The sequence below is a fragment of the Sporolactobacillus kofuensis genome (assembly GCF_024125425.1).
GTDB lineage: Bacteria > Bacillota > Bacilli > Bacillales > Sporolactobacillaceae > Sporolactobacillus > Sporolactobacillus kofuensis.
Genome location: NZ_JAMXWN010000003.1, coordinates 147,805 through 173,383, shown reverse-complemented (window position 1 = coordinate 173,383; position 25,579 = coordinate 147,805). Strand labels below are relative to the sequence as shown.

The window sequence follows — 25,579 nt, the reverse complement described above, 5'->3', positions numbered from 1 at the left end:
ATCTAATTCGATAAGGCCTTTTCTATAGTTCATTGATTTGGTGTGACCAGAAGGAGATGCGTACTTGATGCATGCCCTTATCGGGATAACTTTCATCTTCTTTAATGGGACGGATTAATGGTCTTCGCCTATTTTAACAAGTATTCGTCCTCTGGCCTGGCCACGCAGCACAGTTGGCAAAGCAGCAGGCAGCTGATCCAGACTCATTTCGTTTTGAACAAAGGGTTCTAATGATTTTGGTTTCCATACCTGAGCAAGACGAGCCCAGACTTCCATGCGTGTGTTCATCGGACAAAAAACCGAATCAATACCGAGCAGATTGATCCCTCTTAGAATGAATGGGAAAACCGTCGCCGGCAGATCGCTACCAGCGGTCAGCCCGCAAACGGCAACCGATCCGCCATAGTGGATCTTGCTGAGCAGAGCTGCAAGCGGCTTTCCACCAACGGGATCAATTGCTGCTGCCCATTCCTGTTTTTGCAAGGGTTTCAGGGAACCATCATACACATCATCACGAACAATAACCGATTGTGCACCAAGAGCGTTGAGATAAGCATGCTCTGATGATTTTCCTGTACTTGCAGTCACCGAGTAGCCGCATCCCGACAAAATCGATACGGCGAAACTGCCAACGCCGCCCGTTGCGCCTGTAACCAGCACTTTTCCTTGATCGGGAGCCACATGATTTTCTTCAAGCCTCAGGACAGATAGAGCAGCTGTAAAACCGGCCGTTCCAATAACCATCGCCTCGCGCAGCGAAAGCTCCTTAGGAAGCGGGACGACCCAGTCAGCAGGTATACGCGCGTATTCACTATACCCACCAAAATGTGAAACGCCAAGTTGATAGCTTGTGGCGATGACCGGATCGCCCGCTTTAAAACGTGCGTCCTCCGAGGAAACAATAATTCCCGAGAGATCAATACCCGGGACAAATGGATAGGAGCGTACAATCCGGCCGTCCGGCATTGAAGCAAGGCTATCCTTGTAATTGATACCCGAATAAGCGACCCGAACGAGGACCTCGCCTTTTGGCAAATCATCCAGCATCAGTTCTTCGATGTTCCGAGAAATTTGGTTATCTTTTTTCCTAAGGACGAGTGCGCGAAATGGTTTCATGGGTACCGCCGCCTTTCAAAGGGCATAGTTTTCTATATTGAAAGCCTTTTCCTAACTATGATTATATCTTTTTTTGTACCGATGATGCGAAGTTCAGAGGATGTGTCATTGCTTCCAACAATGAAAGGTGGGGAAAATAGTTAGAAAGGTAAGGAATTTTTTACATAAACGCTTTAATGGATAAACGCGTTGCATTGTAAAATGCGATGTGTTAGAATAGCGACACTAACCCTTTTGGAAAACACAGAGAAAGAAAACAGGAGAGAGGATGTTTACAGTGGAAAATGAAAAAATGACGGTGAAAGCATTCATGAATCATGTGCTGGTTGGTCATGCGGTCGGTATTGTTGCAGGGCTGGTTCCTTCAGCTCTGCTTGGTGAATTAAGCAAGGCACTTATGGGGCAAATCCCGATTTTCGGAGTTATCAATCAGCTCGTATCCATTTACATGCTGGCGGTTCCACTCTTAATCGGTGCAGCGGTCGGTTACCAATTCAAAATGAAGCCGATTCCGATGGCTTGTGTGGCAGCTTCCGCTTGGATCGGCTCAGGTGCACTCGTCTTTACACCCAATGGCATAACGATTAACGGCATAGGCGATTTAGTCAATACGTTAGTGACGGTCAGTTTGACCAGTGCACTAGTGCTGCTCGTTGGGGGCAGGCTGAAGTCATTTGAACCGCTGATTATGCCGGTGCTTGTTTGTACCGTTGGCGGTGGTGTTGGTGTGGCGATGTTCCCATACGTTCACAAAGTAACGGTTGGTCTTGGACAAATGATCAACAGCTTTTCTATTCTTCAACCGATTCCAATGGGTATTTTGATTGCTGTATGCTTCTCGGTGATCATGATTTCTCCTGTTTCCACGGTAGCGATTGCCACGGCGATCGGCATGAGCGGTATTGCGTCAGGTGCTGGAAATCTGGGCTGTGTGGCGGCAGCGGTTGGCATGTTTGTCGGTGGCCTCCGTGTCAATAAAATCGGTCTTTCTCTATCCATTGTGCTTGGTACACCGAAAATTATGATTGCGGCTATGGTCCGTCAACCCAAGATATTGATTCCGATCATGCTGAATGCGGCATTGCTCGGGACGGTCGGTGCACTTTTTCAAATCAAGGGAACGCCAATTAGTGCCGGATTTGGATTCTCCGGAATGGTTGGTCCAATCAATGCGATTCATTTTATGGCCGGTGGGGTTACAGCAGTTAATCTATTGACGATCGTGCTTGTTTTCATTGGCATCCCATTTGCCGGTGGTTTCTTCTTCGAATGGATCTGCCGACGTGTGTTTCATCTCTACAACGCCGAAGATTACAGCACAGAGATGGCGGAATTCAAAAAAGAAAAAAAGGAACCACAGCCTAAACTTGTCTTGGAAAAAGCCTAACAGGTATGGACATAAAAAAGCCTCACGTTCTAATTGCGAGTCTTCGCAAATAGAGGTGAGGCTTTTTCTCTATTCAGATTCCTACACCATACGATGATGCAATACGGTGCCGTTTCAGCAGGCATACTTCTTGAGCGGATCTTCAGTAAAAGATAGCCTTAATTGGCCAGAATTTGTTCAATTTGATTTAGTGTTTCTGTGCTGAGGGTGATGTCGGCTGCTTTGGCGTTGTCGATAATCTGTTCCGGTTTGCTCGCACCGACAACGACACTGGCAACATTTTCTTGACGGAGTACCCAAGAAAGTGCCAGTTCCGGCATTGTGATCCCGAGTTCGGCTGCTATTTTCTTTAGCTCGGCGACTCTTTTTAGATTATCCGCAGTAAGAAAACGTTGAATACCGCCTTTTTGTTCAGCGGCCCTGCTGCCGGCAGGCACATCATCGATGGATGTATATTTACCGGTCAGCACACCTTGTGCAAGCGGGGACCAGCAGACTTGGCTGACACCGTGTGCTGCGCTTGCCGGAATCACTTCTTTTTCAATAGCACGGTGTAGCATGCTGTATTGGGACTGGTTGGCAACAAAATGGTTAAGCAATTTCTCATCAGCAATATGTGCCGCCTCCGTAATTTGGGCAGCAGTCCATTCACTGACACCGATATAGTTCACTTTGCCTTGATGAATCAGGTCATCGAAGGCACGGAGCGTTTCTTCAATCGGCGTTTCCGGATCAAAACGATGGCAATAATAGAGGTCGACATAATCAACATCAAGTCGTTTCAGGCTTGCTTCGGCTTGTTCCATAATATGTTTTCGTGACAGTCCACGGTCGTTCGGACCATCCCCCATTGGGAAAAAGACCTTTGTAGACAGCACAATGGATTCACGTGGGAAAGCTTTGATGGCTTTGCCAACGACTTTTTCTGCTTCGCCATGCATATACACATTTGCCGTATCAAAGAAATTAATGCCTTGATCATAGGCTTTGAGGATGGTATTTACTGCATTTTCATTGGCGACGTAGCCACCGTAAGTTAACCAACTTCCAAGACTAATACTACTGACTTTCAGTCCCGTATTGCCAAGATGACGATAATTCATTGTAAACCCCCTCGAATATATTGGTTGGCGTGTTCAGGAATAAACCGAGTCCTCAACCGATTAATTCTATGATAGTCTTCTCCGTTTGTAAGCGTCAAACAACATGCTGAGGGGTGAGATCATTTTTTTTCTAATTAAGGAGATAGGGTTCGTCATGATCAGTTAATAAATGTGGATTGTTTGATGTTACACTTCAACCCATTCTCTTCACTCTGATGTTTACTTACCTCTTTGGTGGGGCTATCTCTGGAGATGTGAAGAGCTATTTGTCGGTCATCATTCCTGGTATCCTTGTGCAGACTGTGATCACGACATCAATTGTCACCGGTGTCCAGTTGCGTGAAGACATGGATAAGGGCGTGTTCGATCGATTCAAGTCACTGCCGATCGCGCGCATGGCTCCACTTGCAGGGGCACTACTTGCAGGCACGATCCGGTATACCATTGCGACAGTACTCACCTTCACTATGGGCTTTATCATGGGTTATCGGCCTGAGGGGGGGGGATAGGCTATGTTGTAATTTCCGGACTTCTCGTGAATGTTTGCTCTTGGGCGATTAGCTGGATTTTCGCCTTCTTTGGTGTGATTGCACGCACAGCTTCAAGCGTACAAGGCATTTCGATGATTGTGCTGTTTCCGTTGACGTTTCTCTCTAATGCCTTTGTGCCGGAGAAAACATTACCCGACTGGCTCAGTGGTTTGTAAAGATCAACCCAATCTCTCATCTTGTCACAGCTGTTCGTGATTTGGCCAACAATGGGACCATTGGTTGGGACCCCGCGATTTCCCTTATCGGAGCTGCTGTTATTGTGGCAATCTTTGCACCACTAACGGTTCGTGCATACATGCGCCGGACATGAATCGGATTAAGGTTCACATTATATAGGCAATGGAAAGAAAACGTTTTTGGTACGCATATGTGAATAAAATTTACTTGTGGAGCCCTTATTTAGGGTTCTTTTCTTTAGTACCCACCCGTAAAACTACCGAATAGTTTTTTAGTTCCACAGTACAGTCCTTAGAAATAACCCTTAAGACGTAGCACATGCCCCGTCTTGCGCTCATTATCAAAATTCTTGCTATGTTTTATAGTAAGATTATCGAGTTACACAAGGAATTTGATTGCATTCAATCACCTTGTGCATGGCTTATGAACGTCACGAAAGGAACGAATGAAATGGGACTTATTTTCGGATTGATTGCAACGCTGTTTCTTATTGTCGTGTTTATTGCGGTTGGCGGGTTACTGATTACTTCCTTTGTATTTATCGTACTCGGCATTATCGGGCTGGTTTTGTTTCTCTTTTTCGGTTTTTTGTTGAAATGGTTCTTGATCATTTTGCTTATCATCGGTATCTATAAGTTAGTGAAGTGGCTAATCACAAGGTAATTCAAAGAGAAAATGAGCTGATGTTTTATTTATTAAAAGTCATTTGTAGTCATCAAATCTACAATTTTTTGTTGTACCGAGGTCAAGAGATGATTTGAACGATAAACGAGCTGAATCAAGAACTCAGGTTGCAGATCATCACTAAGTGCCAATGCGACTACCGGATCTTGTGGCAGTATGGCCATTTCCGTCAAGAAGCTAATCCCAACATTATTCGCCACCATGCCTTTGATGATTTGCAGATCGTTCGTTCGATAAATAATTGCGGGTTTCGTATGCGTTTGCCGGCTTAATTGCTGGAAAGCGATTGAATGAATAAAGCGCTCATTAAGCTGTATAAAAGGTTCACTCAGTAAATCCTTAAAGGCTACCGACCTTTTCTGAGAAAGTGGATGAGTGCGGCTGACAATAATTTTGAATTTTTTTCGAGATAGCATATGTCCGGATAATTGTTCGTTTTCAATACGCTGCACGGACCCCAGCAGTGCAAGATCAAGTTGTCCGGTAATCAATTTGTTAAGGAGCAGTTTGGATCCGTCTTCATGTGTCTCTAATCTGGAAAGCAGGTCATGTTTGACGAGTAAGGAGGAAAGAGACGGGAAATAATAACTACCAATAATCGGGGGAAGGCCCAGCCGGACTTTCTCTTTTTTTATTGCGGTAATTTCTAATTTGGCGGTTTCAATCTCTTGAAGGATTTGCTCGACGTGTTTTTCAAATTGTTTTCCACTGTCCGTGAAAATCAGATTCTTGTGAGACTGGTCTCGGATGACAAGTTGCGTGTCTAATTCCTTCTCTAGTCTCTGCACGGCTGCGGTAATTGTTGGCTGGCTAACGTGAAAGAACTTTGCTGTTTTGGTAAAACTAATTTCTTGAAAAAGACGTTGAAAATAGTGTAATTCTTTAATATTCACGGAACCAGCTCCTAACCGCCTGAACAAGCCTCATATTAATAAATTTTATGACTACAGCCTTATTTGACTATAAATTTTACGGATTGCTATAGTGCTCATGTAAAAGACAAGTGATCATTTAAGTTTAAGGAGGAACAAAAGTAATGGCATTAAGCGCACAAGAAATTTTGAATAATCCTTTTTTGAATAAGGGCACGGCATTTACTGAACAAGAGCGTCAGGTTTACCATTTGCAGGGTACCTTGCCTCCTAAGGTACAAACACTGGATGAACAGGTTGTGCAGGCCTATGGTCAATATTCAAGCAAGACCACTGATTTAGAAAAAAGAATCTTCTTAATGAATGTATTTAATACAAATCGTACCTTATTTTATCGATTGATGGAAGATCATGTAGTTGAATTTATGCCAATCGTCTACGATCCAACTGTTGCGGATTCTATTGAACAATATAATGAACTATTTATCAATCCGCAGAATGCTGCGTTCTTGTCGATTGACAAGCCTAATGATATAAAAGCAACATTGAAAAATGCTTCTGATGGCCGTGATATCCGATTAATTGTCGTTACTGACTCTGAAGGTATTCTTGGTATGGGTGATTGGGGCATCAATGGTGTAGATATCGCCATTGGTAAACTGATGGTCTACACAGCAGCTGCCGGCATTAATCCATCTATGGTGCTTCCTGTAGTTATTGATGCGGGCACAAATAATGAAAAGTTGCTTAATAATCCGCTTTATTTGGGCAACAAACATGAACGTGTGCGTGGTGAACGATACTATGATTTCATTGATCATTTTGTTCAAGCATCCACCAAATTATTCCCTGAAGTACTCCTACACTGGGAAGACTTCGGTCGTTCGAATGCAGCCACGATTTTGGAGAAATACCAGGATAAAATCACGACATTTAATGATGATATTCAAGGGACAGGCATTGTTGTTCTGGCAGGAATTTTGGGCGCAATGAAAATATCAAAGGAAAAGTTGACCGATCAGCACGTCTTGATTTTCGGCGCCGGAACGGCTGGTGTAGGCATTACAAATCAAATTCTTGATGAAATGAAACGACAGGGATTATCAGAACAAGAAGCGCGCAAACACTTCTTCCTCGTTGATAAGCAAGGGTTGCTTTTTAATGACACCGAAGACCTGACGCCCGGCCAGAAAGCGTTCGCCCGAGATCGTTCGGAATTCAAAAGCAGCAACGAATTAACCGATCTGGAAGCAGTTGTCAAAGCTGTTCATCCAACGATTATGATTGGGACATCAACACAACCAGGCGCTTTCAAGGAAACGATTATTAAAGAAATGGCGACACACACGGAGCGTCCGGTTATCTTCCCGCTATCTAACCCGACGAAATTAGCCGAAGCGAAAGCTGAAGATCTGATTGAATGGACCGACGGAAAAGCGTTGGTCGCAACTGGTATCCCTGCAGCACCTGTTGATTATAAGGGTGTAACCTATGAGATTGGCCAAGCGAATAATGCGCTAATGTATCCAGGCCTCGGTTTCGGCATTATTGCTTCAACAGCTACACAAGTGAATGGTGAAATGCTCTCTCAGGCAAGCCATGCTTTAGGCGGTATTGTGGATACGGAACAACCAGGTGCTGCAGTACTGCCTCCAGTTGCAAAATTAACTGAATTCTCTCAGACGATTGCAGAGGTTGTTGGACAAAGTGTTCTGGAACAGAGACTCAATCGTGAAGAGATCTCGGATATTAAGAAGGCTGTTTCAGAGATGAAATGGGAGGCAAGATATACAGAATTAAATTTGTAAAAGAAGGTGTAAGTTCATGGTCTTTTTTCAATCCATTCAAAGCGTGATCTCAATCATTTTAATGATCGCTTTAGGCTATTTATTGAAAAAATTCAAATGGTTTGATGACAATTTTGGAAAGAGCATCTCTTCATTAATTACAAAAGTTGCCCTTCCGGCTTCAATATTTGTATCCGTACTTAAATACTTAACAAGGGATCGCTTGCTGCAGCTCTCTGGGAGTTTAGTTTATCCGGTAGTTGCCGTGATAATCTCCTATCTCATCGCGTACGCTCTTGTAAAAGTCTTAAAAATTCGTCCGGGACGACGCGGGATCTTTATGAATGCTGTTGTGAACGCGAACACTATCTTTATTGGTTTGCCGCTGAACATTGCCTTATTCGGAGAGAAGAGTCTGCCTTATTTTCTGATTTACTACATCACGAACACCGTTTCAACATGGGCATTTGGCGTCTTTCTGATCTCCAATGACGATCCGACAAAGTCGAATACGAAGGACAAAGGGAAAAATAAAGTCAGCTGGAAAAAAATCTTGCCGCCCCCGTTACTCGGATTCATTATCGGACTCATTTTCCTGATTTTAAGTATCCCGGTTCCTACTTTTATCAGTTCAACATTAACGTATGTTGGCAGTATCGTTACACCGTTATCACTGATTTATATTGGCATTGTGCTGTACAATGCAGGACTTTCCAGTATTCGTTTTGACCGTGATACGATTGTTGCTTTGATCGGTCGCTTTGTGATTTCTCCTGCTGTGCTCATGAGCATACTTTGGATTGGTACTCGTATTTCCGGTGCACATTTGCCGACGATCCTAACGCAGACACAGATTGTTCAATCTGCAACACCGATGTTAGCTGTGCTACCCATATTGGCAAATGAAGCACATGGTGATGTGAAATATGCCACCAACGTGGTCACTGCAAGTACTGTTTTATTTGTGATTGTTGTACCGATTCTGATGCAACTGATTCAATTCATTTGATGTCTGTGATTGGAATATGGACAAACATTGTATTAGTGTTTTACCTGAGCATTTGACGTTGCCCCTTAAAAGTTATTTATAACATCAAAGGACCGAAACGCATGGATTCATGCGCTTTGGTCCTTTTTACATCGTGATCCATGATCCATACTGCGGATGCGGCTAAGCCAATAAGTCATGTGATGTTGCATAAATTATATTCCGGCCCCATTCCATCTTTCTTCAATTCTAAAAAATTTCCAGATGAGGTAAGAAGTTGTCCAGAGACCAAGGAAAATGATGATCAATCCATACCCGAGCCAATTAAAATTGATATGCTGGATCCAATGCCAGAATGCACCTTTGATGGCTAGTTCTGAAGTAACCACCTGAATGAGCTCAACACTGCCGATTAATAAGGCGGCCACAACGGAGATTGAGGTGATCGTCATATTATAGTAAATTTTTCGGACTGGTGTATCAAATGCCCATTTATAGGCGCCTGACATCATCATTGAGTCTGTTGTGTCCATAATATTCATTCCCGCTGCAAAGAGGAGGGGCAATGAAAGCATACCAAGAAAAGGTATAGCTGTCTTTGCGGAATCCGCAGACAGGGCAAGTAATGCAACCTCACTTGCCGTATCAAATCCTAGTCCGAACAGAAAACCCAGTGGATAGACTTGCCAGCTGCAATTGATAAACTTGAAAAGTGGTTTGAAAAAGTTTGATAAAAGGCCTCTCGAAAGCATAAGTTCTTCTAATCTTTGTGGATCAAATTCATTATGCTTTAGTTTTATGAAAAATTTTTGGAAGTCCATCAAGATCAGAAGATTAAAGAAAGCGATAATGATGAGGAAGCTTCCGGAAACAAGTGAACCAATGATGCCACCAACATGTTCGAACAAAGGCATGTGATTTTGGGCCCAGCGTACGAATAAGCCAAGAATAACCGCCATCAGAAACACAACCGTTGAGTGCCCCAGCGAGAAATAAAACCCTACACCACTAGCGTTCTTATTTTGTTGCGTTAATTTCCGAACCGTATTATCAATTGCTGCGATGTGATCTGCATCAAACGCATGACGTAGACCAAGTGTATAGGCAATCAATCCTATACCAAGGATCACCGGATAGCTTTTGGCGGCTAAGAAGAGCCAAGAAAAACCAAGGACGTGTAATACTAAGGTACCTAAGCTGTAGGGGAGCCAATGATGTTTCAAGAATAAACGCTTGACCATTGATTTTAGTGCTCCTTTCTTTTTTTATTTTTCTGGAAGCTCTATTAATGTTGCTTTCGGATCAAAGACAATGTGCGCGGGCCCACGGCAAGTAAGTCATCAAAGACAGTTGATGCGCTTACCCGAACTTTCTTTTAAGAGGGCACATTATAGCCTCTAGGTTTATGACAAGTCGTACTTTCATTTGAAAGTAAAAAACGACTTAAAGATTCAACAATCGAAAATTTGAGTCGCCTTTTAGTCATTTAGATAAACGGTTGCTTATTTTGAACCGCCCATGTCGTTATGATGCAAATTGTTCGATTTCTTTGGTGGATAATGCTTCATTCATGTGACCGCTGCGGAATCCGCCAAGATCGATGGAGACATATTTGAAACCGTAACTGATTAACGCTTTATTTACCCGATCATTGAAAGCCAAGAGTTCGCTCAAACGTTCTTCTGGAACTTCAATGCGGGCAACATCACCGTGGAAGCGGACACGAACTGTTGGAAAGCCAAGGTCACGAATGAACTTTTCAGATTTCATCACTTGTTCGATCGTGTCTACTGTCAAGGTTGTGCCATATGGGAAGCGTGATGAAACAGAGCATGAAGAAACTTTATTCCAGTTGTTCAAATTGATTTCTTTTGCCAACGCACGAACATCGGTTTTATAAAATCCGGCTTCTTGCAATAAACTGCGGGCACCAGCTTCTGTACGTGCACGTAAGCCCGGACGGTAGTCGTTGTTATCATCTAGGATCATACCGTCTAACACAGCATCAAAGTGCTGAGTGGAGGCGATGTTGTTCATTCGTGAATAGAACATTTTTTTCGCATAATACCAGCTGTCCGGTGTGTTGTGTTTAACATGTTCTTCTGCTAAGTAGTTGAGCTCGGTCGTGAGGACATTGGCATTGAGTGCTTTAGCTAGAGCTATAGCTTTACCAAATTCTTCATCCGTGAATAGTTCAGAATTCGCGACGACAGCTAAAACATTTTTTCTGCCTAAAGTGTCGAGAGCCATTTTCAGAACGAGGGTGCTATCAATACCACCGGAGAAGGCAACGACAACGCGATTCATTTTTTCTAGATGTGCGACTAATGCTTGTTTCTTTTCACTTAATGTTTTCATAGATTTGACCTTCCTGTTTTTATAAAATGATGTGAATTTAGCCGATGCCAAAAAAGCTATGCATGAACAGTGCTGCACAGGCTGCACCGACAAACGGTGCAATACCTGGAACTAAGATACCGTATTGCCAATCACTGTTCGCTTTATTTTTAATGGGTAAGAGTGCATGGGCAATTCTGGGTCCCATGTCACGTGCGAGATTCATGGCGAATCCGGTTGGACCGCCAAGCCCCATACCAATTGCCCAAACCAGCAGCCCAACGGCAATCGGCACAATACCCGGAACCTTAGCTTCAGAGATTGCCAAAATACCGGAAATAAAAATAAATGTAGCAAAAAATTCAACAAAGAAATTTCTTGGCAAGTTGCGAATCCCAGGTGCTGTGGAAAATATATTGCGGATTGCAACCGGTGAGACTTCATTTTCCGACGCTTTAAAATGATCCGCATACATGAGCCAGACGATTACAGATCCAATAATGCCTCCGAGTACTTCTGCAACAGAATAAGGAATAAATAAACTCCATGGAATATTGCCTAGAATGCATTGTGCGAGAACCATGGCGGGATTAATACATACATTGCCGAAGATGAACAATGAGATCGTGATACCAAAACCCCAGGTCGTGATGGCAAAAATATGTCCCGATCCACGATACTTGGTCTCTTTCAGCACCTCACAGCAATGGACCCCAACACCAAACACAATCATCAGGGCTGTTCCCATAAATTCTGCAAGTAATTGATGGAACAAGATGTCTTCCTCCTAATGGCGGATTGCTCCGCTTCTTAAGATTTTTTTAGTCAGATGGACGGGTCAGTTGACGAGTCACTTCTTGATAGACTTCTTCTAGTGCAACTTTTTGCTCATGAGCGATTTTTGCACAATCTTCGTACTCTGGCGTTTGCTTTACAATGTCCCCATAAGTAGCTACCTTGACATGGACAGGACCAAACGTTGTTGCGACGCTACGAAATTGACGTTGCATAATTGATCGCTGGAGTGTTTGGTAGCGTACGCCGATTGTACGTGTATACTTGAGCAGTAGTCGGACAAATTTCTCGCGTTCAGCAGGATTCACGAGTAATGACAGCTTGGTCGCGGGTCGATTCTTCTTCATGTGAATGGGCGTGAAGAAGACATCAAGTGCACCGGCATCAAGCAAGACATCCATGACAAAGCCAAGCGATTCACCTGTTTGATCGTCAAGATTTGCTTCGATAAGCAGCACCGTGTCACTTTTGCAGTTTACTAATTGATTACTGAGCTTTTTTTTTTCAAATAATACCGCACGTAATGCATTAAAGCTGCCGGTATCTCGTTTTCCAAAGCCATAACCGACTTTTAGAACCCTTTGATCTTCTGGCATTGTACCAAAATGGGTCACTAATGTTTTAACCAAGCCCATTCCTGTTGGTGTGATGAGTTCTGTATGGATATCCGTGCGCTGTTTGATTGGAATACTTGTACCAATGCGCATCTGCATCACGGCCGGCACCGGTACTGGCATCTGTCCGTGTGCTACGTTAATAAAACCGGAACCATCTGTTAATGGTGATGCCTGTACATCATCAACGCCTAAAAGTTCAAGCGCGATGAAGCAGCCAACAATATCGACAATGGAGTCTAGTGCACCAACTTCATGGAAATGCACATCTGTCACTGGCAGGTGGTGCACCTCTGCTTCTGCTGCAGCAATTTCCTTGAATACGGCCCCGGCTTGTTTTTTAACCTTTGCGGACACATCACTTGTGTGAATCAAAGATAAAATATCTTTCAAATGGCGGACGTCACCATGATGGTGATCAGCGGCATGGTGCAGTTTGTCGTTGTTCATCATCTCGCGGTGGTGTTCGATGAAGCCATGATCCTTTTCATGATTTAAGACAACATCGAAGCTTGTACCGAAAATGCTATTCTTGGTCAAATGCTCACATTGCAGTTCATAACCATTCACGTGCAATTTAGCCAGTTCGGCTTTAAAAGCATCAAAGTCAATACCAAGATCAAGCAAGGCACCGATAAACATATCACCACTGATGCCGGAAAATGCGTCTAAATAGAGTGTTTTCATCAGTATTCTCCTATGTTGACCGTGTGGCTTAACGATAGACCACACTTAATAAAAAATTAATTCTGGGATGATGCATGTTACAAATGATTAATCATGCTTGCCGAGTAGGCGGCACCGAATCCATTATCGACATTCACTACGGTTATGCCTGAAGCGCAACTATTCAGCATGGTCAACAATGCTGTGATTCCGTTAAAGTTGGTGCCATAGCCAATGCTTGTGGGTACAGCGATTAACGGTTTATCAATTAATCCACCAACAACACTAGCAAGGGCTCCTTCCATACCGGCAATTACAATCACGACTTTGGCACTGCGAATGATGTCAAGTTTTGCAAAGAGTCGATGGATTCCGGCAACTCCAACGTCATATACACGTTTTACCTGATTTCCATATGCTTCTGCGGTTACTGCAGCTTCTTCTGCTACGGGAATATCGGAAGTTCCTGCTGTCACAACAGCAATATAGCTATCTGTCTGTGGTACGGTTGCACGGTTTACAAGCACGCAACGTGCTTCTTTGTAGTAAATTGCGTCAGGTTCAGCTGTTTTGATAACCGCATATTTCTCAGACGAAATGCGTGTACAAAGAATATTCACTGTGTTTGACCGCATCGTTTCGATAATGCCGATGATTTGAGCAGCGGTTTTGCCCTCTCCGTAGATCACTTCCGGATAGCCATTGCGGCTATCTCGAGAAAGGTCAACTTTCGCAAAGCCAAGATCAGCGAATTGATTTGTCTTTAGCGCTTGCGTTGCTTCGTCGATAGACTTTTTCCCGTTTGCGACGTCACGGAGCAATGCATGTAATGCTTGTTGTTCCAATTTTCGTTACCACCTATCGTTGCAGCAATTATTGCACGATAACACCCAAGCCATCAGGAATAACCACAACTTTAGCATTGGCACCCTCACGTTTGTAGGCACTCGCCAAAGCTTGATCTAGTGATGTCGCAAGTTCCATGTGCATGTCTGTAATTAATTTCGGATCCACTAAATCAGAAACCAAAATGACGTGATGATGCACAAGGATACGTGCAAAAATTTGTGCTGTCCATTGATCTGGGATCGTCTTCAATCTTGGGGTGTTGATGGCCTGATCCAAGAAAGTCTTAGGGTCGTCAACATCGGCTAAGTTATGATAGAAACCTTCACCACCATGGCCGTCTCGGCAACCAGCAACCATTATGATTGTGCCACCTTCTTTATTTGTGGCTTCAGCAGCCGTCATCCCTTTAACCGCTTGATAAATATTTTGGTCTAAAGGATACCCGCCGTTGGTTGAAATGGCGATGTCGCTGTTGATTTTTTTGACACTTGAGAGGTCACGGACAAAGTCGCAACCAACTTTATGCGCGGCCTCCATATCACCGGCAAATGAACCAATTATCTTTTTATCTTCATCAAGCACAACATTGACAATGAATGCTAATTTAGCCGTACGTGCAGCGTAAACCATATCCTTATGAACAGGATTGTGCATTAAGTTCCCTGTCCGTGCTTTATTCGAATTAATGAATTCCCCGGAGTGATTGGCCATGATTGTCTTATATGAAGCAATCCCAGGTAATACAGATTTGCGTCCTCCTGAGAATCCGGCAAAGAAATGGGATTCTATGAAGCCTTCTGAAAGTAACAAATCTGCTTCTGCAGCAACTTTATTGATGATGCAGTCACCGCCTGAAGGCAATTGTCCAATTTTCACCATTGCATCGTCATCCGTTGAACGATGCATGACAATTTCTTCATTTGTGACAATTTCTTGTCCATATTTGTTAACAAGTTCTTCATGAGTTGATGGACGATGAAATCCGGTGGCGACCAAAATACGAATGCGTGCATTGGGCGAAGCGGAACGCAAGCGACGTAAAAGGATAGGCATGATAATATGTGAAGGTACCGGCCGCGTATGATCGGAACTAATAATCACGATATTTTTCTTGCCCTTAGCCAGGCTTTCCAGAGGTTCTGTACCAATTGGATTGTCCAATGAGCGTTCAACGGTTTCCCTTTCTGAATGCTCATTGTGGTATGTCGCAGCTTTAGATACGAGTTTGCCGGCAAAATTCTTGTCCGCAATGTTCGCTGTTACTGTGGTTTTGTCGTAAGGTAAGTCAATTGCTACCATTTTGATCGACAACCCCTTTTCTTTATTGTGAGATTTTTCTTACAAGGTCTGTTATAAGGCGAATTTTATCAGCTGTCTGCCATGTTTGGCATTCTCAAAATTAGTTAACAATTGTATACTTTAAATGATGCAGTTACAAAATGAGAATCGGTTAGAATGGATACGGGACTCTAACTTTTGTGTTGCATGGACGACTCATAGGAAAAATACGTACACGAAAGAATGAGGACAAATGGTATTAACAGACATTGAATATTTGATGAGTTACTTAGATGCACATCACGTCCCCGTTATCAATAAAAGTAGACATACATACTTGACCTATCATGGTCTTGAAGAACATTACACCTATGTATTAAAGAAAGGGATTATTAAGAACAGCATCATACTCCAAGATGGTCGTGAATTTAATCTGTCGTATATTGCAAAACCTGATGTAATCTCTTTGTTACGTGATGAGGTATCGAAATTTACTTCACAACCGTTTAATGTACGGGTGGAGTCGAAGGAAGCGAGCTTTTATAAAATTGACCGAGTCACTTTCTGGGACTATGTGAATGCGACACCTGAATTGCAAAACTACGTAAAGAATTATTACCGGAAGAAATTATCGGAGAACATTTTTCGATCACAGCGGATGGTCATGAACGGTAAAAAGGGGGCTGTCTGTGCATTTATTTACAGTTTGATTGATTTGTTTGGTAGGAAGGTTCATGAGGGCATATTGATTGATTTCACAGTCACTAATGACGATATTGCTGGCTTTTGTGGAATTAGCTCCCGAAGCAGCGTAAACCGCATGATTAGTGAGTTGAAGAATGACGGTGTACTCAAGATCGAGAATCGGAAATTTATCATTACCAATATCAGCTATCTTCTCGATAACATTGCAAACTAAGGCTCTACTAGGTACCTTTTCAAATATTCTTTTGCGCTATTTGGCCCTTTGTAATCTCAGGATTCGAAAAAATAATTAGGCATTTTCAATAACATATGAACGAACAAAGAAACGAGTTCCCAGAACATGAGGACTCGTTTCTTTGTTTTTCCAGTATCTTTTTTTCAAAAAATCGTTGCGTACATTACTATTATTTTTTAGTTATCTCCTTGTTGCTTCTTTTCGACAATCTTAAAGATTTCGTCACTTTCAAGAAGATCAAGAAATTGACTTAACCAATCGTAATAGTCCAAGACATAATGATATTTATCGATATCGGCCTGAATCACTTGTGCTTCCTCTTCGGTCAGATCCTCGTTCTCTTTCAACTTGTTCAGTTCTTTCAAGGATTGTTTGACCGCTTTGACATTGATTGCTGTGACCTTTCGCCATTGGTTTGAGAAGTAATCCGTGAAGATCTGATACCAATCTTTTTTCGCTTCGTACAGGTCGCGACGGACGCCTTTTCGCCAAACTCTTTCAACCATATTCAACTCGCTCAAAGTACGCACAGAAGTGCTCATACTTGTTTTGCTCATCTTGAGTTCTTCCTTCATATCATCCAACGTCATTGGCTGATCTTTGAAATATAAAGTGCCGTATAGACGACCGATCGAAGGCGTCACACCATATAAGAACATATTCTGAGATATTGCTTCGATGACGCGTTCTCTTGTATTTTCAATCATTTCTTTTTTCTCCAATGCGAATGTCACCAGCCTGATCATTTTAGTGTGAAGAACATGCCTATTGCAAGGCATTTCCAGGTTATTGGTTGTAAAAAGTACAAAATACAATCTACATTTTATACGTTGTTGGCGTATATGAAAAGTATTTCATTGAATGGAAAAAAGCGACGCGTAAAGGTGAATCAAGAGTATAAATCAACGATATAATTTAATTACAGTACGTAAAGTTTAAACTGTACGTACATTTATGATAGAATATAACTTGGGTCATGTCACGAGTTTTCTATACAGACCAACAAGTATAGAAATCCACACGAGCGGGCGTAAGTATTATTTGCAGAGGATCTTGCTTTGCATTCATATTATTTGCCGAACGGGAAAGCATTAAAGTAGATGCATCAGAGTGCAAGGTATGGAGAAAAAGAGACAGCGGACAAAAAGGATGAAAACAGATCATACTAGGTATTTATTTGTTTGCAAAAAAGTTGAGGTGTATCAATGAGTAAAATTGAAGTCAAACAAGCAACTAAAGTATTTGGAAAAAATCCGAAGTTGGGATTGTCTTATTTAAAGAAAGGGTTAACTAAAAGCGAGATTAAAAAGAAAACCGGGATGAATGTGGGCGTGAGTAACGCAAGCTTTCAGGTTGAAGAGGGTGAGATCTTTGTCATCATGGGGCTATCAGGAAGCGGGAAATCAACGCTCGTACGGCTGCTTAACCGGTTAATCGAACCGACTTCGGGAACAATAGCCATCGATGGACAAGACATTACATTGATGAACAAGAAAGAGCTTCGCGATACGAGAAGACGTGGGATCAGTATGGTCTTCCAACGTTTTGCGCTCTTTCCACATCGCAGCATACTTGAAAATGTAGCGTATGGGCTAGAGATTCAGCAGGTGGATAAAAAGGAACGTTTGGAAAAGGCTGCAAAAGCACTTGAAATCGTTGGACTGAAAGGGTACGAGGAGAGTATGCCTGATCAACTCTCCGGTGGAATGCAGCAAAGGGTTGGGCTAGCTCGGGCGCTTGCGAGCGATACCGATATTTTGTTGATGGATGAGGCTTTTAGTGCCCTTGATCCGCTGATTCGAAAAGATATGCAGGATGAACTGCTTGATTTGCAGAGTGAAATGCATAAGACCATTGTGTTTATTACTCACGATCTCGATGAAGCCTTGCGCATTGGTGATCGAATCGCCTTGATGAAGGACGGCCGAATTGTCCAGATTGGCTCTGCAGAAGATATATTGATGAATCCGGCTAATGAATACGTGGAAAACTTCGTTGAGGATGTTGACATGAGTAAGATTATCACTGCCGGACGTATAATGAGCCGGGCAGAAGCTATTCAAGTCGATCGCGGTCCACGAGTTGCACTGAAAATCATGAGTGATGACGGAATTTCCAGCATCTTTGCAGTCGACAAGACGAAAAAATTTATCGGTGTCATTCATGCTGAAGATGCAGCTAATGCTGCTAAAGAGGAGCAGTCGTCAAGAAGTATTGTGAAAAAAGTGGAGCCAGTGACGATGGATACTCGGCTGACCGATTTGTTTGAGCTGATTTCCAAATCCACGCTACCTCTACCGGTCATTGATGATATGGGCAGACTAAGGGGCCTCATTCGACGCCCGGCAGTGATCCAAGCTCTGGCAGGAAACCTTCCGTCGCAGAGATCGGAGGTGAAGTAATTTATGAACCAAACAATTTTACCGAAGATTCCACTTGGACATTGGGCAGATTTGTTCGTACAATTCATTACCGATCATTTTGGCATGTTCTTTGGCAGCTTAGCCAATGGAATTGAAGCCTTTGTCGGTGGGTTAGTGACCTTTTTCAACATCATCACGCCTATCCCGTTTATTCTCGTTTTTGTTTTCATCGCCTATTGGCGCAGAGGCTGGACCATTGCCTTATTCACACTGCTTGGACTTGGGCTGATCTACGACTTGGGCTACTGGCAACATACGATGCAAACCTTTGCACTTGTCGTGACGTCTGTACTCCTTTCGATTATTATTGGTCTGCCACTGGGAATCCTTGCAGGGGTCAATAATCCCTTTCGAAAGTTCATTACGCCTTTGTTGGATCTCATGCAAACCATGCCTTCGTTCGTGTATTTGATTCCAGCAATCTTCTTATTTGGTACAGGAATGCCTCCGGGTGTTGTTGCAACGATTATTTTTGCGATGCCGCCAACCATTCGGATGACAAGTCTAGGTATTCGTCAAGTGCCGGAAGATTTGATTGAAGCATCGGATGCATTTGGTTCGACACCTTGGCAGAAACTAATCAAGGTTCAGCTTCCAATTTCTATGCCAACCATCATGGCTGGTGTTAACCAAAGTATTATGCTGGCACTATCCATGGTTGTAGTTGCATCGCTTGTCGGTGCGCCAGGACTTGGGGCAGATGTCTATCTTGCGGTCACTTCGCTGCGTACCGATATCGGGTTTGAGGCAGGACTCGCAATCGTGATCATCGCCATCATGCTTGACCGATTGTCTCAAAATACACGCCGTCATAAATAATAAGGCTATTGAAGGAGGATATTTTTTGAAAAAGTTAAGTACACGCTTCGTTAGTTTATTACTTGTTTTTGTTTTCGCCCTTGCGGGTTGCCAGAATACCGGGAATCAGGGAACATCTTTTGGCGATCAGGTCGATCATCGAATTATGGGTATTGATCCGGGTTCAGGTGAAATGAAACTGACGCAAGATAAAGTTATGAAGGCATACGGCCTAAGTAATTGGACATTGCAGGCGGGCTCAGAAGCCACGATGACTGCATCTCTAGATAAAGCGATTAAGAACAAGAAGCCGATTGTGGTTACAGGTTGGACACCGCATTGGATGTTTCAGAAATATGATCTCAAATACTTGAAAGATCCTAAGGGTGCCTATGGCAAGGAAGAAGCAATTCATACGATCATTCACAAAGGTTTTGAAAAGAAAGATCCGAATGCCACAAAATTCCTGAATCAGTTTTACTGGACCACGAAAGATATGGGCAAAGTGATGCTCGATATTAAGAACGGTACAGAGCCGAAACAAGCAGCAAAGAAATGGATGGCAAGCAATAAGAGCAAAGTTGCTGAATGGACAAATGGTGTAAAAAAAGGCAATGGGAAAAAAATTAAATTAGGGTATGTATCCTGGTCATCGGAAATTGCCAGCACAAATGTGGTCGGTGCTGTGCTGACCAGCTTAGGCTATGATGTGACATTGGAACAACTCGGTGCCGGACAGATGTGGGCCGGTGTTGCCAAAGGTAGTGATGACGCAATCGTTTCGGCATGGTTACCGACAACGCATGCCGATTACCTCAAAGAATTTAAAAATCAAGTTATCGATTTGGGTCCAAATCTAAAAGGGACGAAATTGGGACTTGTTGTCCCATCGTACGTCAAGATTAATTCGATTTCTGATCTAAAATAAATAGCTTGCATCGCTTAATTGCGCTCTTTTTAACCCATGCAACATAGAAAGCAAAAACCTCACTTCTTTGGTTACGGTCGTCCGTAATCAACCGAAGTGAGGCTTTTTATTTTACACATGGGATAAATGTTGATGTTGATTTTTTTGTGAACCACTTTTCCTCAATGCTGAGAATGGTTGGCTGTTCGATCATTAATTGGTGTCACATTTAATGACTGATTCGCTTTATTTGAATTTGATGCACGGAATATCGCCTGGACCACTCTCTCAGATGAGTGGCCGTCTTCCCATTCACAGAAATGATCATAGAATGCTGGGTATGGATTTTCGCCACTATAAATTAAGGCGTTTTGTACGGCAGGGAGCAAATGATCCATATCTTTGACGATCGGTCCAGGCGCTTCATGCGCAATGTCAAAGTAGAAGCCACGAATTTCGTTTGCATAATCATCAAGGTCATAGGTATAAAAAATAATCGGTTTTTTTAAATTGGCATAGTCAAAGAAAACGGATGAGTAATCGGTAATCAAGCAGTCAGAAACTAAATAAAGCTCTCGTATATCTTCATAATTAGATACGTTGATCGCAAAATTTTCATAACCGCTCAGATCGATTTGCTCGGCAATAAGGTAGTGCATTCTCAGCAGCAGGACCGCATCTTTGCCGAATTTATTGCGCATGCGCTGCAAGTCTAGTTTTAAATCAAACGTATAATGGCCGATTTTCTTATATTCATTGTCTCGCCACGTTGGTGCATAGAGAATAACTTTTTTATCATGCGGAATCTTGAGCTTCGCTTTGATTTGATTGATTTCCTGGACATTGTTTTTCTGATAGAGAAGGTCATTCCTTGGATATCCGGAATTAATCATTTTTCCTTGAACTTCAAACGCTCGTTTAAAAATTTTTGATGAGTAAGTGTTAGGCGCAACGCAATAGTCCCATTTTCTTGCCTCTTCAGTAAACTGGCTATGATATTTCTCAAGTGTCATGCCAGGCATTGTAATATGTTCAATATCTGCACCTAGTGTTTTCAAGGGTGTACCATGCCAAGTCTGAACATAGACTGTATCCTTAGGCTTCGGAAGCCATAAAGGCCACCTGCTGTTGGTCACCCAATATTTTGCAGTTGCCCATTTCAAAAGACCCCTATAAGAATATTTGATGACATAGGGGACTTTTTCTTTCTTAAACACATCTTCATATCCTTTTTGTACATTCCAGATCAGTTGATATTCTGGACAGTGGTCCTTCATGTATTCATAGATTGCTCTAGGGTTGTCTGAGTATTGCTGCCCGAAAAAGCTTTCGAATAAAACGATTTTTTTTCGGGGAAGCTTGCCGATACGTCTGAAGAGGGCAGGATAAAGAAATTTAGTTTTTTTCTTCAAGAAATTCCTAATAAACGGTTCACCCGGCTGTAATTCAATTTTTGTTTCAAGTAGCTTCTCAGCAGCTTTTTTCGCAGATTCACCGCGACCGAACGTACAAAACTTGTTATAAAATTGTTCGTATTTTTGCTGATATTCGGCACTCGGCAGATTTTCAATATTATTGATGATCTCTTCAGTATTTAGAACAATTGGACCGGGAACCGTTTCCTCGTAATCTAGATACATTCCGCGCAAATCATTTCGATAATAGTCTAGATCGTATGCGAAAAACAGCATCGGTTTTCTTAGATGTGCATAGTCAAACATAACAGATGAATAATCAGTAATCATCATGTCCGATATGAGATAAAGGTCCTGAATCTCAGAATACGAAGAAACGTCATAGACAAATCCTTGGAATGCGTCAACGTTGATTCGACTTGAAACAAAATAATGAAGCCGGAGCAAGACAATGTAATCGGGCGATAGTCTTTTCTGCAATTGTTCGAAATCCAAATGTAGATCAAACTTATCTTTGTTCCTGAATGTTGGCGCGTAGAGAATGACCTTTTTATCTGCAGGTAAGTTTAATTTCTTTTTAATCTTGCGTATATACTGGATGTTATTATGCAGATACAGATCATCATTTCGTGGAAAGCCGGATTCCACCATTTGATGCTCAAACAAGAACGCTTTTTTTGCTACATCTGTCATGTAAGGACTTGGTGAAATGAGGTAGTCCCACCGTCCTGATCGTTTAAGTAGATCGTTCTGTTTGCGTCTTGTATTAAACGTGACTTTTTCATCGAGACCCATTGTTTTCATGAATGTTCCATGCAGGGTCTGCATTTCTATTTGGCCTTTGCGCTTGACATAAAAATTAGGGAAATTGGTATTTTCAACAAAATACTTTCCCCGAGAAAGATAGTAAAAATAACGCCAACTGTTTTTACGTACAGTGATGGCAGGCCCTGTAACAGGTGTGTACTCATTGTTCAGAATCCACACGTATTTATAGTTATTACCGTAGGCTTGTTTCATATAATCATAAATGGATTTTGGGTTATCATTAAATGACCTACCCCAGAGGCTCTCAAAGACGACAACATTTTTCTTAATCGGAAGAAGACGCATAAGGGGATAGAGATACCATTTGACGAATTTTCTTGTTCTTGATGATTGGTCGATAAATCCCCATGAAATCTTTGTGGAAAAGTTAAGCGCATCATGCATCCCTCGCTCTACGGAAAATGATAGGTTTTTAAGCGAGTAGCAGAGGAACAGTGATTTGTTAGACTCCTTAGAAATAATAACAGGAAGCTTAAGGGCATAATGCTTTGCTTGAGCATTTATGCCAGCAAATTCCACGAATAAGTTCCATTTACCCGTATGAAACATTTTGAAGTTCCCGTCTTTATCCAATAGATCGAACCGGAGTCTGTAACAATCGTCATTTGTATTTGGGAGATCAGCAGAAACTTGAACACCATTGTTTTGTGATTGAAAAATAAGACGTTTTTTATCTAAGTTTTTAAGCTCTAATCCTAGTTCTGATGGGAAACTTAACTCGATGTCCATCTTACTTCCGGAAATGGATAAATTCTTGGCGATCGGATGTTTATATTTTGAGGCAAACAAAGTAATTTTTCCCCCATTATTTTCTATCCACACATTCCGGTTATGAAGCGTAAATCGTTTACTGTGTTCTTCTAAATCAGCATCAGCTGAGCGAGGCAGAGTTTCACCGTGAAGATGGTAACCGACAATCCACCCGACTTGATTAAAATCCATTTTCCCAATGCTCTCGCTAGGAACGATTAATTCAAACTGGTTTTTCGTAGAATAGTTTATTTCTGGGATAAAACTGGACATTACATTTGTGTTTGTATTGAAATAACTTAAACAGAGATCAGCAATCTCTTTGTTTGTCTGTCCGACTATAATTAGTTGATTATCCCTTATGTCATAGTTTTTGATCAGAACCGTCGGCTTATACACTTCGATAGCCAGTAGAGATTTTCCGTTGTTTTTTATCTTCCATGCGGTTTCTTGGCGTATGATTTTGTAGTTTGATTCGGAGTTCTCTTTAAGCGAATAAGCGAGTCGAGTTGTTTTACGTATACCTTGAACGGTGACCGTTAAATAGATGGTCCAAGTACCCTGTTTTAAAACATTCAAAGCCTGATCAGGGTCAATCGTTAGTGAAAAAGATGACCAATTATAATTGTAGACTCTGAGTAATGGATTAATCCTATGTGTTTTAACTGTGCCCCATTTTCTCGTAATAGCCGGATTCTTAGACAATATCACGGGTAGCTCAAGCTTTTTGTCATTTTCACTATTAACCATCTTTGCTGTTATGTCGACTTGGGATTTTCTTTTCGAGTCAATGCCTTCAATGTATGCATGGCCGTTGATTTCTAAAGTGCCCTCATCATTCCATTGAATTTTATTAATTTGAGCAACAGCTTCAAGAGAATGATCAATACAGACAGGGCACATTTCAGCAGTTTCAGACACTTTGAATTTTTTGAACCAATGTCCGTTATCTCGATACGGCTTGACGTTAAGATTTTGTTTTCTGGTGAGCTTCATAAGACGGATTGCATCTTCCATGTTGTTTTGAAGCACGAATTGATAAGCAAGTGCTTGACGAGCAGGTACTTGTTGAAGCAATAATGGGTCTATTTTTGAAAGTTCATTTGATAACAGTTTCTGAAAATTGTTTATATAAACAGAATCTGCAAATTTTAAGTCTTTCAGGTAGATATAAAAATCAACCAATAAATATTTTAATTGATTGGCTGTTATCATTTCTTGAGATACATGGTGGTCCTTCATAAAGTTATTGAGCATGTGCAAGGCCTTTAAACGATCAGCAAAGTTGTCAATAGTGTTTCTTCTCTGCGTAATGGAGTTGTCGTCATCTTCTCTAATTCGCCAGTAGTAAATGGTTTGTTCAACAATGTCTACAGAATCAGCTAAAAAATGGGCAGGAATGGTTACGGGAATATCTTCATAGAGCATACCTTCAGGAAATGCAAGATGATGTTTCATCCAAAATGATCGTTTGAAAAGCTTATTCCAGGCTGTAGTATCGTAAAGTAATGTGGGGCTTTTCGTAATATGCGTTTTTTCAAGCGTGTCACAAATTGCCTTCTTATGCAGCCACGACTTCTCATTTTTCTTTGAATTGAAGCGATTGACTCCTCCGACGATAATATCTGAATGTGTATGTTCAGCCATGCCATACATCACTTCATAAGCATCGAGACTGACATAATCGTCACTGTCAACAAATGCGAGATAATCCCCTTCAGCATATTTGATACCCGTATTTCTTGCCGCACCAAGTCCTTTATTCTTCTCATGAATGACTTGAAAGTTGTTATACTTAGACGCATAGTCCTCCATGATTCGGCCTGTTTCAATATCAGGAGAGCCATCATCGACCATAATGACCTGTATTTGTTTAAAACTTTGATGGGCTAAAGAATCCAAGCATTGTCTGATATACTTGGCCACACGATAGCCGGGCACGATAACGCTAACTTTATATTCCATTCTACCTCTTCCTTGCCTATTAATTTTGAATGAGTATCTGAACTGTACAGCTATCCGAATCATTGAACGTAACTGAATATCTTCCATTCAATTTAATGTACATTGTGCATTCTAGCTTTGAAACGATACGAATCCATTTCATGCAACGCAAAGTGTTCCATCCTAAGAACCCATTAAGTGTACAAATTATTCCTTGAATTTATCATGAGTATTCAATGAGAATTCTCTGAAAAAATTGTGAGAAATCACTCATATTCAATCCAATGGTAAAGATCTATGCTTTTCATAAGTGGAGTGTTTTTTATAAAAAAACGACAAGTAGGAGGACCATGGGTTCTCTCTCCCTTGT

The 25,579-nt window shown here is 41.9% G+C and carries 18 protein-coding genes and 3 pseudogenes; 9 read left to right on the top strand and 12 right to left on the bottom strand.

Annotation, left to right across the window (positions count from 1 at the left end; translation table 11 throughout):
- Positions 1-114: 114 nt before the first annotated feature.
- The gene (locus tag NIE32_RS03625; RefSeq protein ID WP_253053108.1) at positions 115-1,116 is read right to left on the bottom strand and encodes an NADPH:quinone oxidoreductase family protein; all 1,002 of its coding nucleotides are present in this window, start codon (positions 1,114-1,116) and stop codon (positions 115-117) included.
- 277 nt (positions 1,117-1,393) lie between these two features.
- On the opposite strand from NIE32_RS03625, the gene NIE32_RS03620 reads away from it, so the two are divergent.
- Positions 1,394-2,503 (top strand): PTS sugar transporter subunit IIC, encoded by a 1,110-nt coding sequence (locus NIE32_RS03620; protein WP_253053106.1) that lies wholly within the window; start codon positions 1,394-1,396, stop codon positions 2,501-2,503.
- Positions 2,504-2,661: 158 nt separating this feature from the next.
- Here NIE32_RS03620 and NIE32_RS03615 read toward each other — a convergent pair whose 3' ends face one another.
- Positions 2,662-3,606 (bottom strand): aldo/keto reductase family protein, encoded by a 945-nt coding sequence (locus NIE32_RS03615; RefSeq protein ID WP_253053104.1) that lies wholly within the window; start codon positions 3,604-3,606, stop codon positions 2,662-2,664.
- Between the two features lie 176 nt (positions 3,607-3,782).
- Here NIE32_RS03615 and NIE32_RS03610 point away from each other — a divergent pair.
- Positions 3,783-4,467: pseudogene (locus NIE32_RS03610) on the top strand (ABC transporter permease); the annotation flags it as partial.
- A gap of 290 nt (positions 4,468-4,757) precedes the next feature.
- A complete protein-coding gene (locus NIE32_RS03605; protein ID WP_253053102.1) occupies positions 4,758-4,997 on the top strand; it encodes a hypothetical protein in 240 nt (79 codons plus the stop codon).
- Positions 4,998-5,029: 32 nt separating this feature from the next.
- Here NIE32_RS03605 and NIE32_RS03600 read toward each other — a convergent pair whose 3' ends face one another.
- A complete protein-coding gene (locus NIE32_RS03600; RefSeq protein WP_253053100.1) occupies positions 5,030-5,911 on the bottom strand; it encodes a LysR substrate-binding domain-containing protein in 882 nt (293 codons plus the stop codon).
- A 143-nt stretch (positions 5,912-6,054) separates the two neighbouring features.
- Between NIE32_RS03600 and NIE32_RS03595 the strand changes: the two genes are divergently transcribed.
- Entirely contained in the window at positions 6,055-7,698 is a 1,644-nt protein-coding gene (locus NIE32_RS03595; RefSeq protein ID WP_253053098.1) for a malolactic enzyme, read from the top strand.
- Between the two features lie 16 nt (positions 7,699-7,714).
- A complete protein-coding gene (locus NIE32_RS03590) occupies positions 7,715-8,686 on the top strand; it encodes an AEC family transporter (RefSeq protein WP_253053096.1) in 972 nt (323 codons plus the stop codon).
- Positions 8,687-8,880: 194 nt separating this feature from the next.
- Here NIE32_RS03590 and NIE32_RS03585 read toward each other — a convergent pair whose 3' ends face one another.
- The 6 genes from NIE32_RS03585 to larA form a co-directional block, all read right to left on the bottom strand.
- Positions 8,881-9,906: a HoxN/HupN/NixA family nickel/cobalt transporter gene (locus NIE32_RS03585; RefSeq protein ID WP_253053094.1), complete on the bottom strand. Its 1,026-nt coding sequence runs from the start codon at positions 9,904-9,906 to the stop codon at positions 8,881-8,883.
- A 283-nt stretch (positions 9,907-10,189) separates the two neighbouring features.
- A complete protein-coding gene (larE, locus tag NIE32_RS03580) occupies positions 10,190-11,023 on the bottom strand; it encodes an ATP-dependent sacrificial sulfur transferase LarE (RefSeq protein WP_253053092.1) in 834 nt (277 codons plus the stop codon).
- 37 nt (positions 11,024-11,060) lie between these two features.
- Complete coding sequence (gene larD / locus NIE32_RS03575; RefSeq protein ID WP_253053090.1) at positions 11,061-11,777, bottom strand: D/L-lactic acid transporter LarD; 717 nt, start codon at positions 11,775-11,777, stop codon at positions 11,061-11,063.
- Positions 11,778-11,823: 46 nt separating this feature from the next.
- A complete protein-coding gene (gene larC / locus NIE32_RS03570) occupies positions 11,824-13,098 on the bottom strand; it encodes a nickel pincer cofactor biosynthesis protein LarC (RefSeq protein WP_253053088.1) in 1,275 nt (424 codons plus the stop codon).
- Positions 13,099-13,175: 77 nt separating this feature from the next.
- The gene (larB, locus tag NIE32_RS03565; protein WP_253053086.1) at positions 13,176-13,922 is read right to left on the bottom strand and encodes a nickel pincer cofactor biosynthesis protein LarB; all 747 of its coding nucleotides are present in this window, start codon (positions 13,920-13,922) and stop codon (positions 13,176-13,178) included.
- A gap of 28 nt (positions 13,923-13,950) precedes the next feature.
- Positions 13,951-15,225, bottom strand: coding sequence for a nickel-dependent lactate racemase (larA, locus tag NIE32_RS03560; RefSeq protein ID WP_253053083.1), 1,275 nt, complete (start codon positions 15,223-15,225; stop codon positions 13,951-13,953).
- Between the two features lie 232 nt (positions 15,226-15,457).
- On the opposite strand from larA, the gene NIE32_RS03555 reads away from it, so the two are divergent.
- Entirely contained in the window at positions 15,458-16,123 is a 666-nt protein-coding gene (locus tag NIE32_RS03555; RefSeq protein WP_253053081.1) for a Crp/Fnr family transcriptional regulator, read from the top strand.
- A gap of 197 nt (positions 16,124-16,320) precedes the next feature.
- On the opposite strand, the gene NIE32_RS03550 is transcribed toward NIE32_RS03555, so the two are convergent.
- Entirely contained in the window at positions 16,321-16,851 is a 531-nt protein-coding gene (locus NIE32_RS03550) for a GbsR/MarR family transcriptional regulator (RefSeq protein WP_253053079.1), read from the bottom strand.
- Positions 16,852-17,349: 498 nt separating this feature from the next.
- On the opposite strand from NIE32_RS03550, the gene NIE32_RS03545 reads away from it, so the two are divergent.
- The 3 genes from NIE32_RS03545 to NIE32_RS03535 are packed head-to-tail and all read left to right on the top strand — an operon-like array spanning position 17,350 to position 20,293.
- The gene (locus tag NIE32_RS03545; RefSeq protein WP_253053077.1) at positions 17,350-18,546 is read left to right on the top strand and encodes a quaternary amine ABC transporter ATP-binding protein; all 1,197 of its coding nucleotides are present in this window, start codon (positions 17,350-17,352) and stop codon (positions 18,544-18,546) included.
- A gap of 3 nt (positions 18,547-18,549) precedes the next feature.
- On the top strand, positions 18,550-19,386 hold the full coding sequence (locus NIE32_RS03540; protein WP_253053075.1) for an ABC transporter permease: 837 nt from the start codon (positions 18,550-18,552) through the stop codon (positions 19,384-19,386).
- A 25-nt stretch (positions 19,387-19,411) separates the two neighbouring features.
- Complete coding sequence (locus tag NIE32_RS03535; protein ID WP_253053073.1) at positions 19,412-20,293, top strand: glycine betaine ABC transporter substrate-binding protein; 882 nt, start codon at positions 19,412-19,414, stop codon at positions 20,291-20,293.
- Between the two features lie 245 nt (positions 20,294-20,538).
- On the opposite strand, the pseudogene NIE32_RS14410 reads toward NIE32_RS03535, so the two are convergent.
- Together NIE32_RS14410 and NIE32_RS03530 are read right to left on the bottom strand one after the other, a co-directional pair.
- Positions 20,539-21,684 (bottom strand): annotated as a pseudogene (locus NIE32_RS14410) (CDP-glycerol glycerophosphotransferase family protein); the annotation flags it as partial.
- A 66-nt stretch (positions 21,685-21,750) separates the two neighbouring features.
- Positions 21,751-25,230 (bottom strand): annotated as a pseudogene (locus NIE32_RS03530) (bifunctional glycosyltransferase/CDP-glycerol:glycerophosphate glycerophosphotransferase); the annotation flags it as partial.
- Between the last annotated feature and the right edge of the window lie 349 nt (positions 25,231-25,579).

Coding starts and splice junctions, on each gene's coding strand:
- larA (WP_253053083.1), bottom strand. CDS start 15,225: ATGGTAGCAATTGACTTACCTTACGACAAAACCACAGTAACAGCGAAC.
- NIE32_RS03595 (WP_253053098.1), top strand. CDS start 6,055: ATGGCATTAAGCGCACAAGAAATTTTGAATAATCCTTTTTTGAATAAG.
- larE (WP_253053092.1), bottom strand. CDS start 11,023: ATGAAAACATTAAGTGAAAAGAAACAAGCATTAGTCGCACATCTAGAA.
- NIE32_RS03605 (WP_253053102.1), top strand. CDS start 4,758: ATGAACGTCACGAAAGGAACGAATGAAATGGGACTTATTTTCGGATTG.
- NIE32_RS03545 (WP_253053077.1), top strand. CDS start 17,350: ATGAGTAAAATTGAAGTCAAACAAGCAACTAAAGTATTTGGAAAAAAT.
- larC (WP_253053088.1), bottom strand. CDS start 13,098: ATGAAAACACTCTATTTAGACGCATTTTCCGGCATCAGTGGTGATATG.
- NIE32_RS03615 (WP_253053104.1), bottom strand. CDS start 3,606: ATGAATTATCGTCATCTTGGCAATACGGGACTGAAAGTCAGTAGTATT.
- NIE32_RS03585 (WP_253053094.1), bottom strand. CDS start 9,906: ATGGTCAAGCGTTTATTCTTGAAACATCATTGGCTCCCCTACAGCTTA.
- NIE32_RS03625 (WP_253053108.1), bottom strand. CDS start 1,116: ATGAAACCATTTCGCGCACTCGTCCTTAGGAAAAAAGATAACCAAATT.
- NIE32_RS03590 (WP_253053096.1), top strand. CDS start 7,715: ATGGTCTTTTTTCAATCCATTCAAAGCGTGATCTCAATCATTTTAATG.
- NIE32_RS03555 (WP_253053081.1), top strand. CDS start 15,458: ATGGTATTAACAGACATTGAATATTTGATGAGTTACTTAGATGCACAT.
- NIE32_RS03550 (WP_253053079.1), bottom strand. CDS start 16,851: ATGATTGAAAATACAAGAGAACGCGTCATCGAAGCAATATCTCAGAAT.
- NIE32_RS03540 (WP_253053075.1), top strand. CDS start 18,550: ATGAACCAAACAATTTTACCGAAGATTCCACTTGGACATTGGGCAGAT.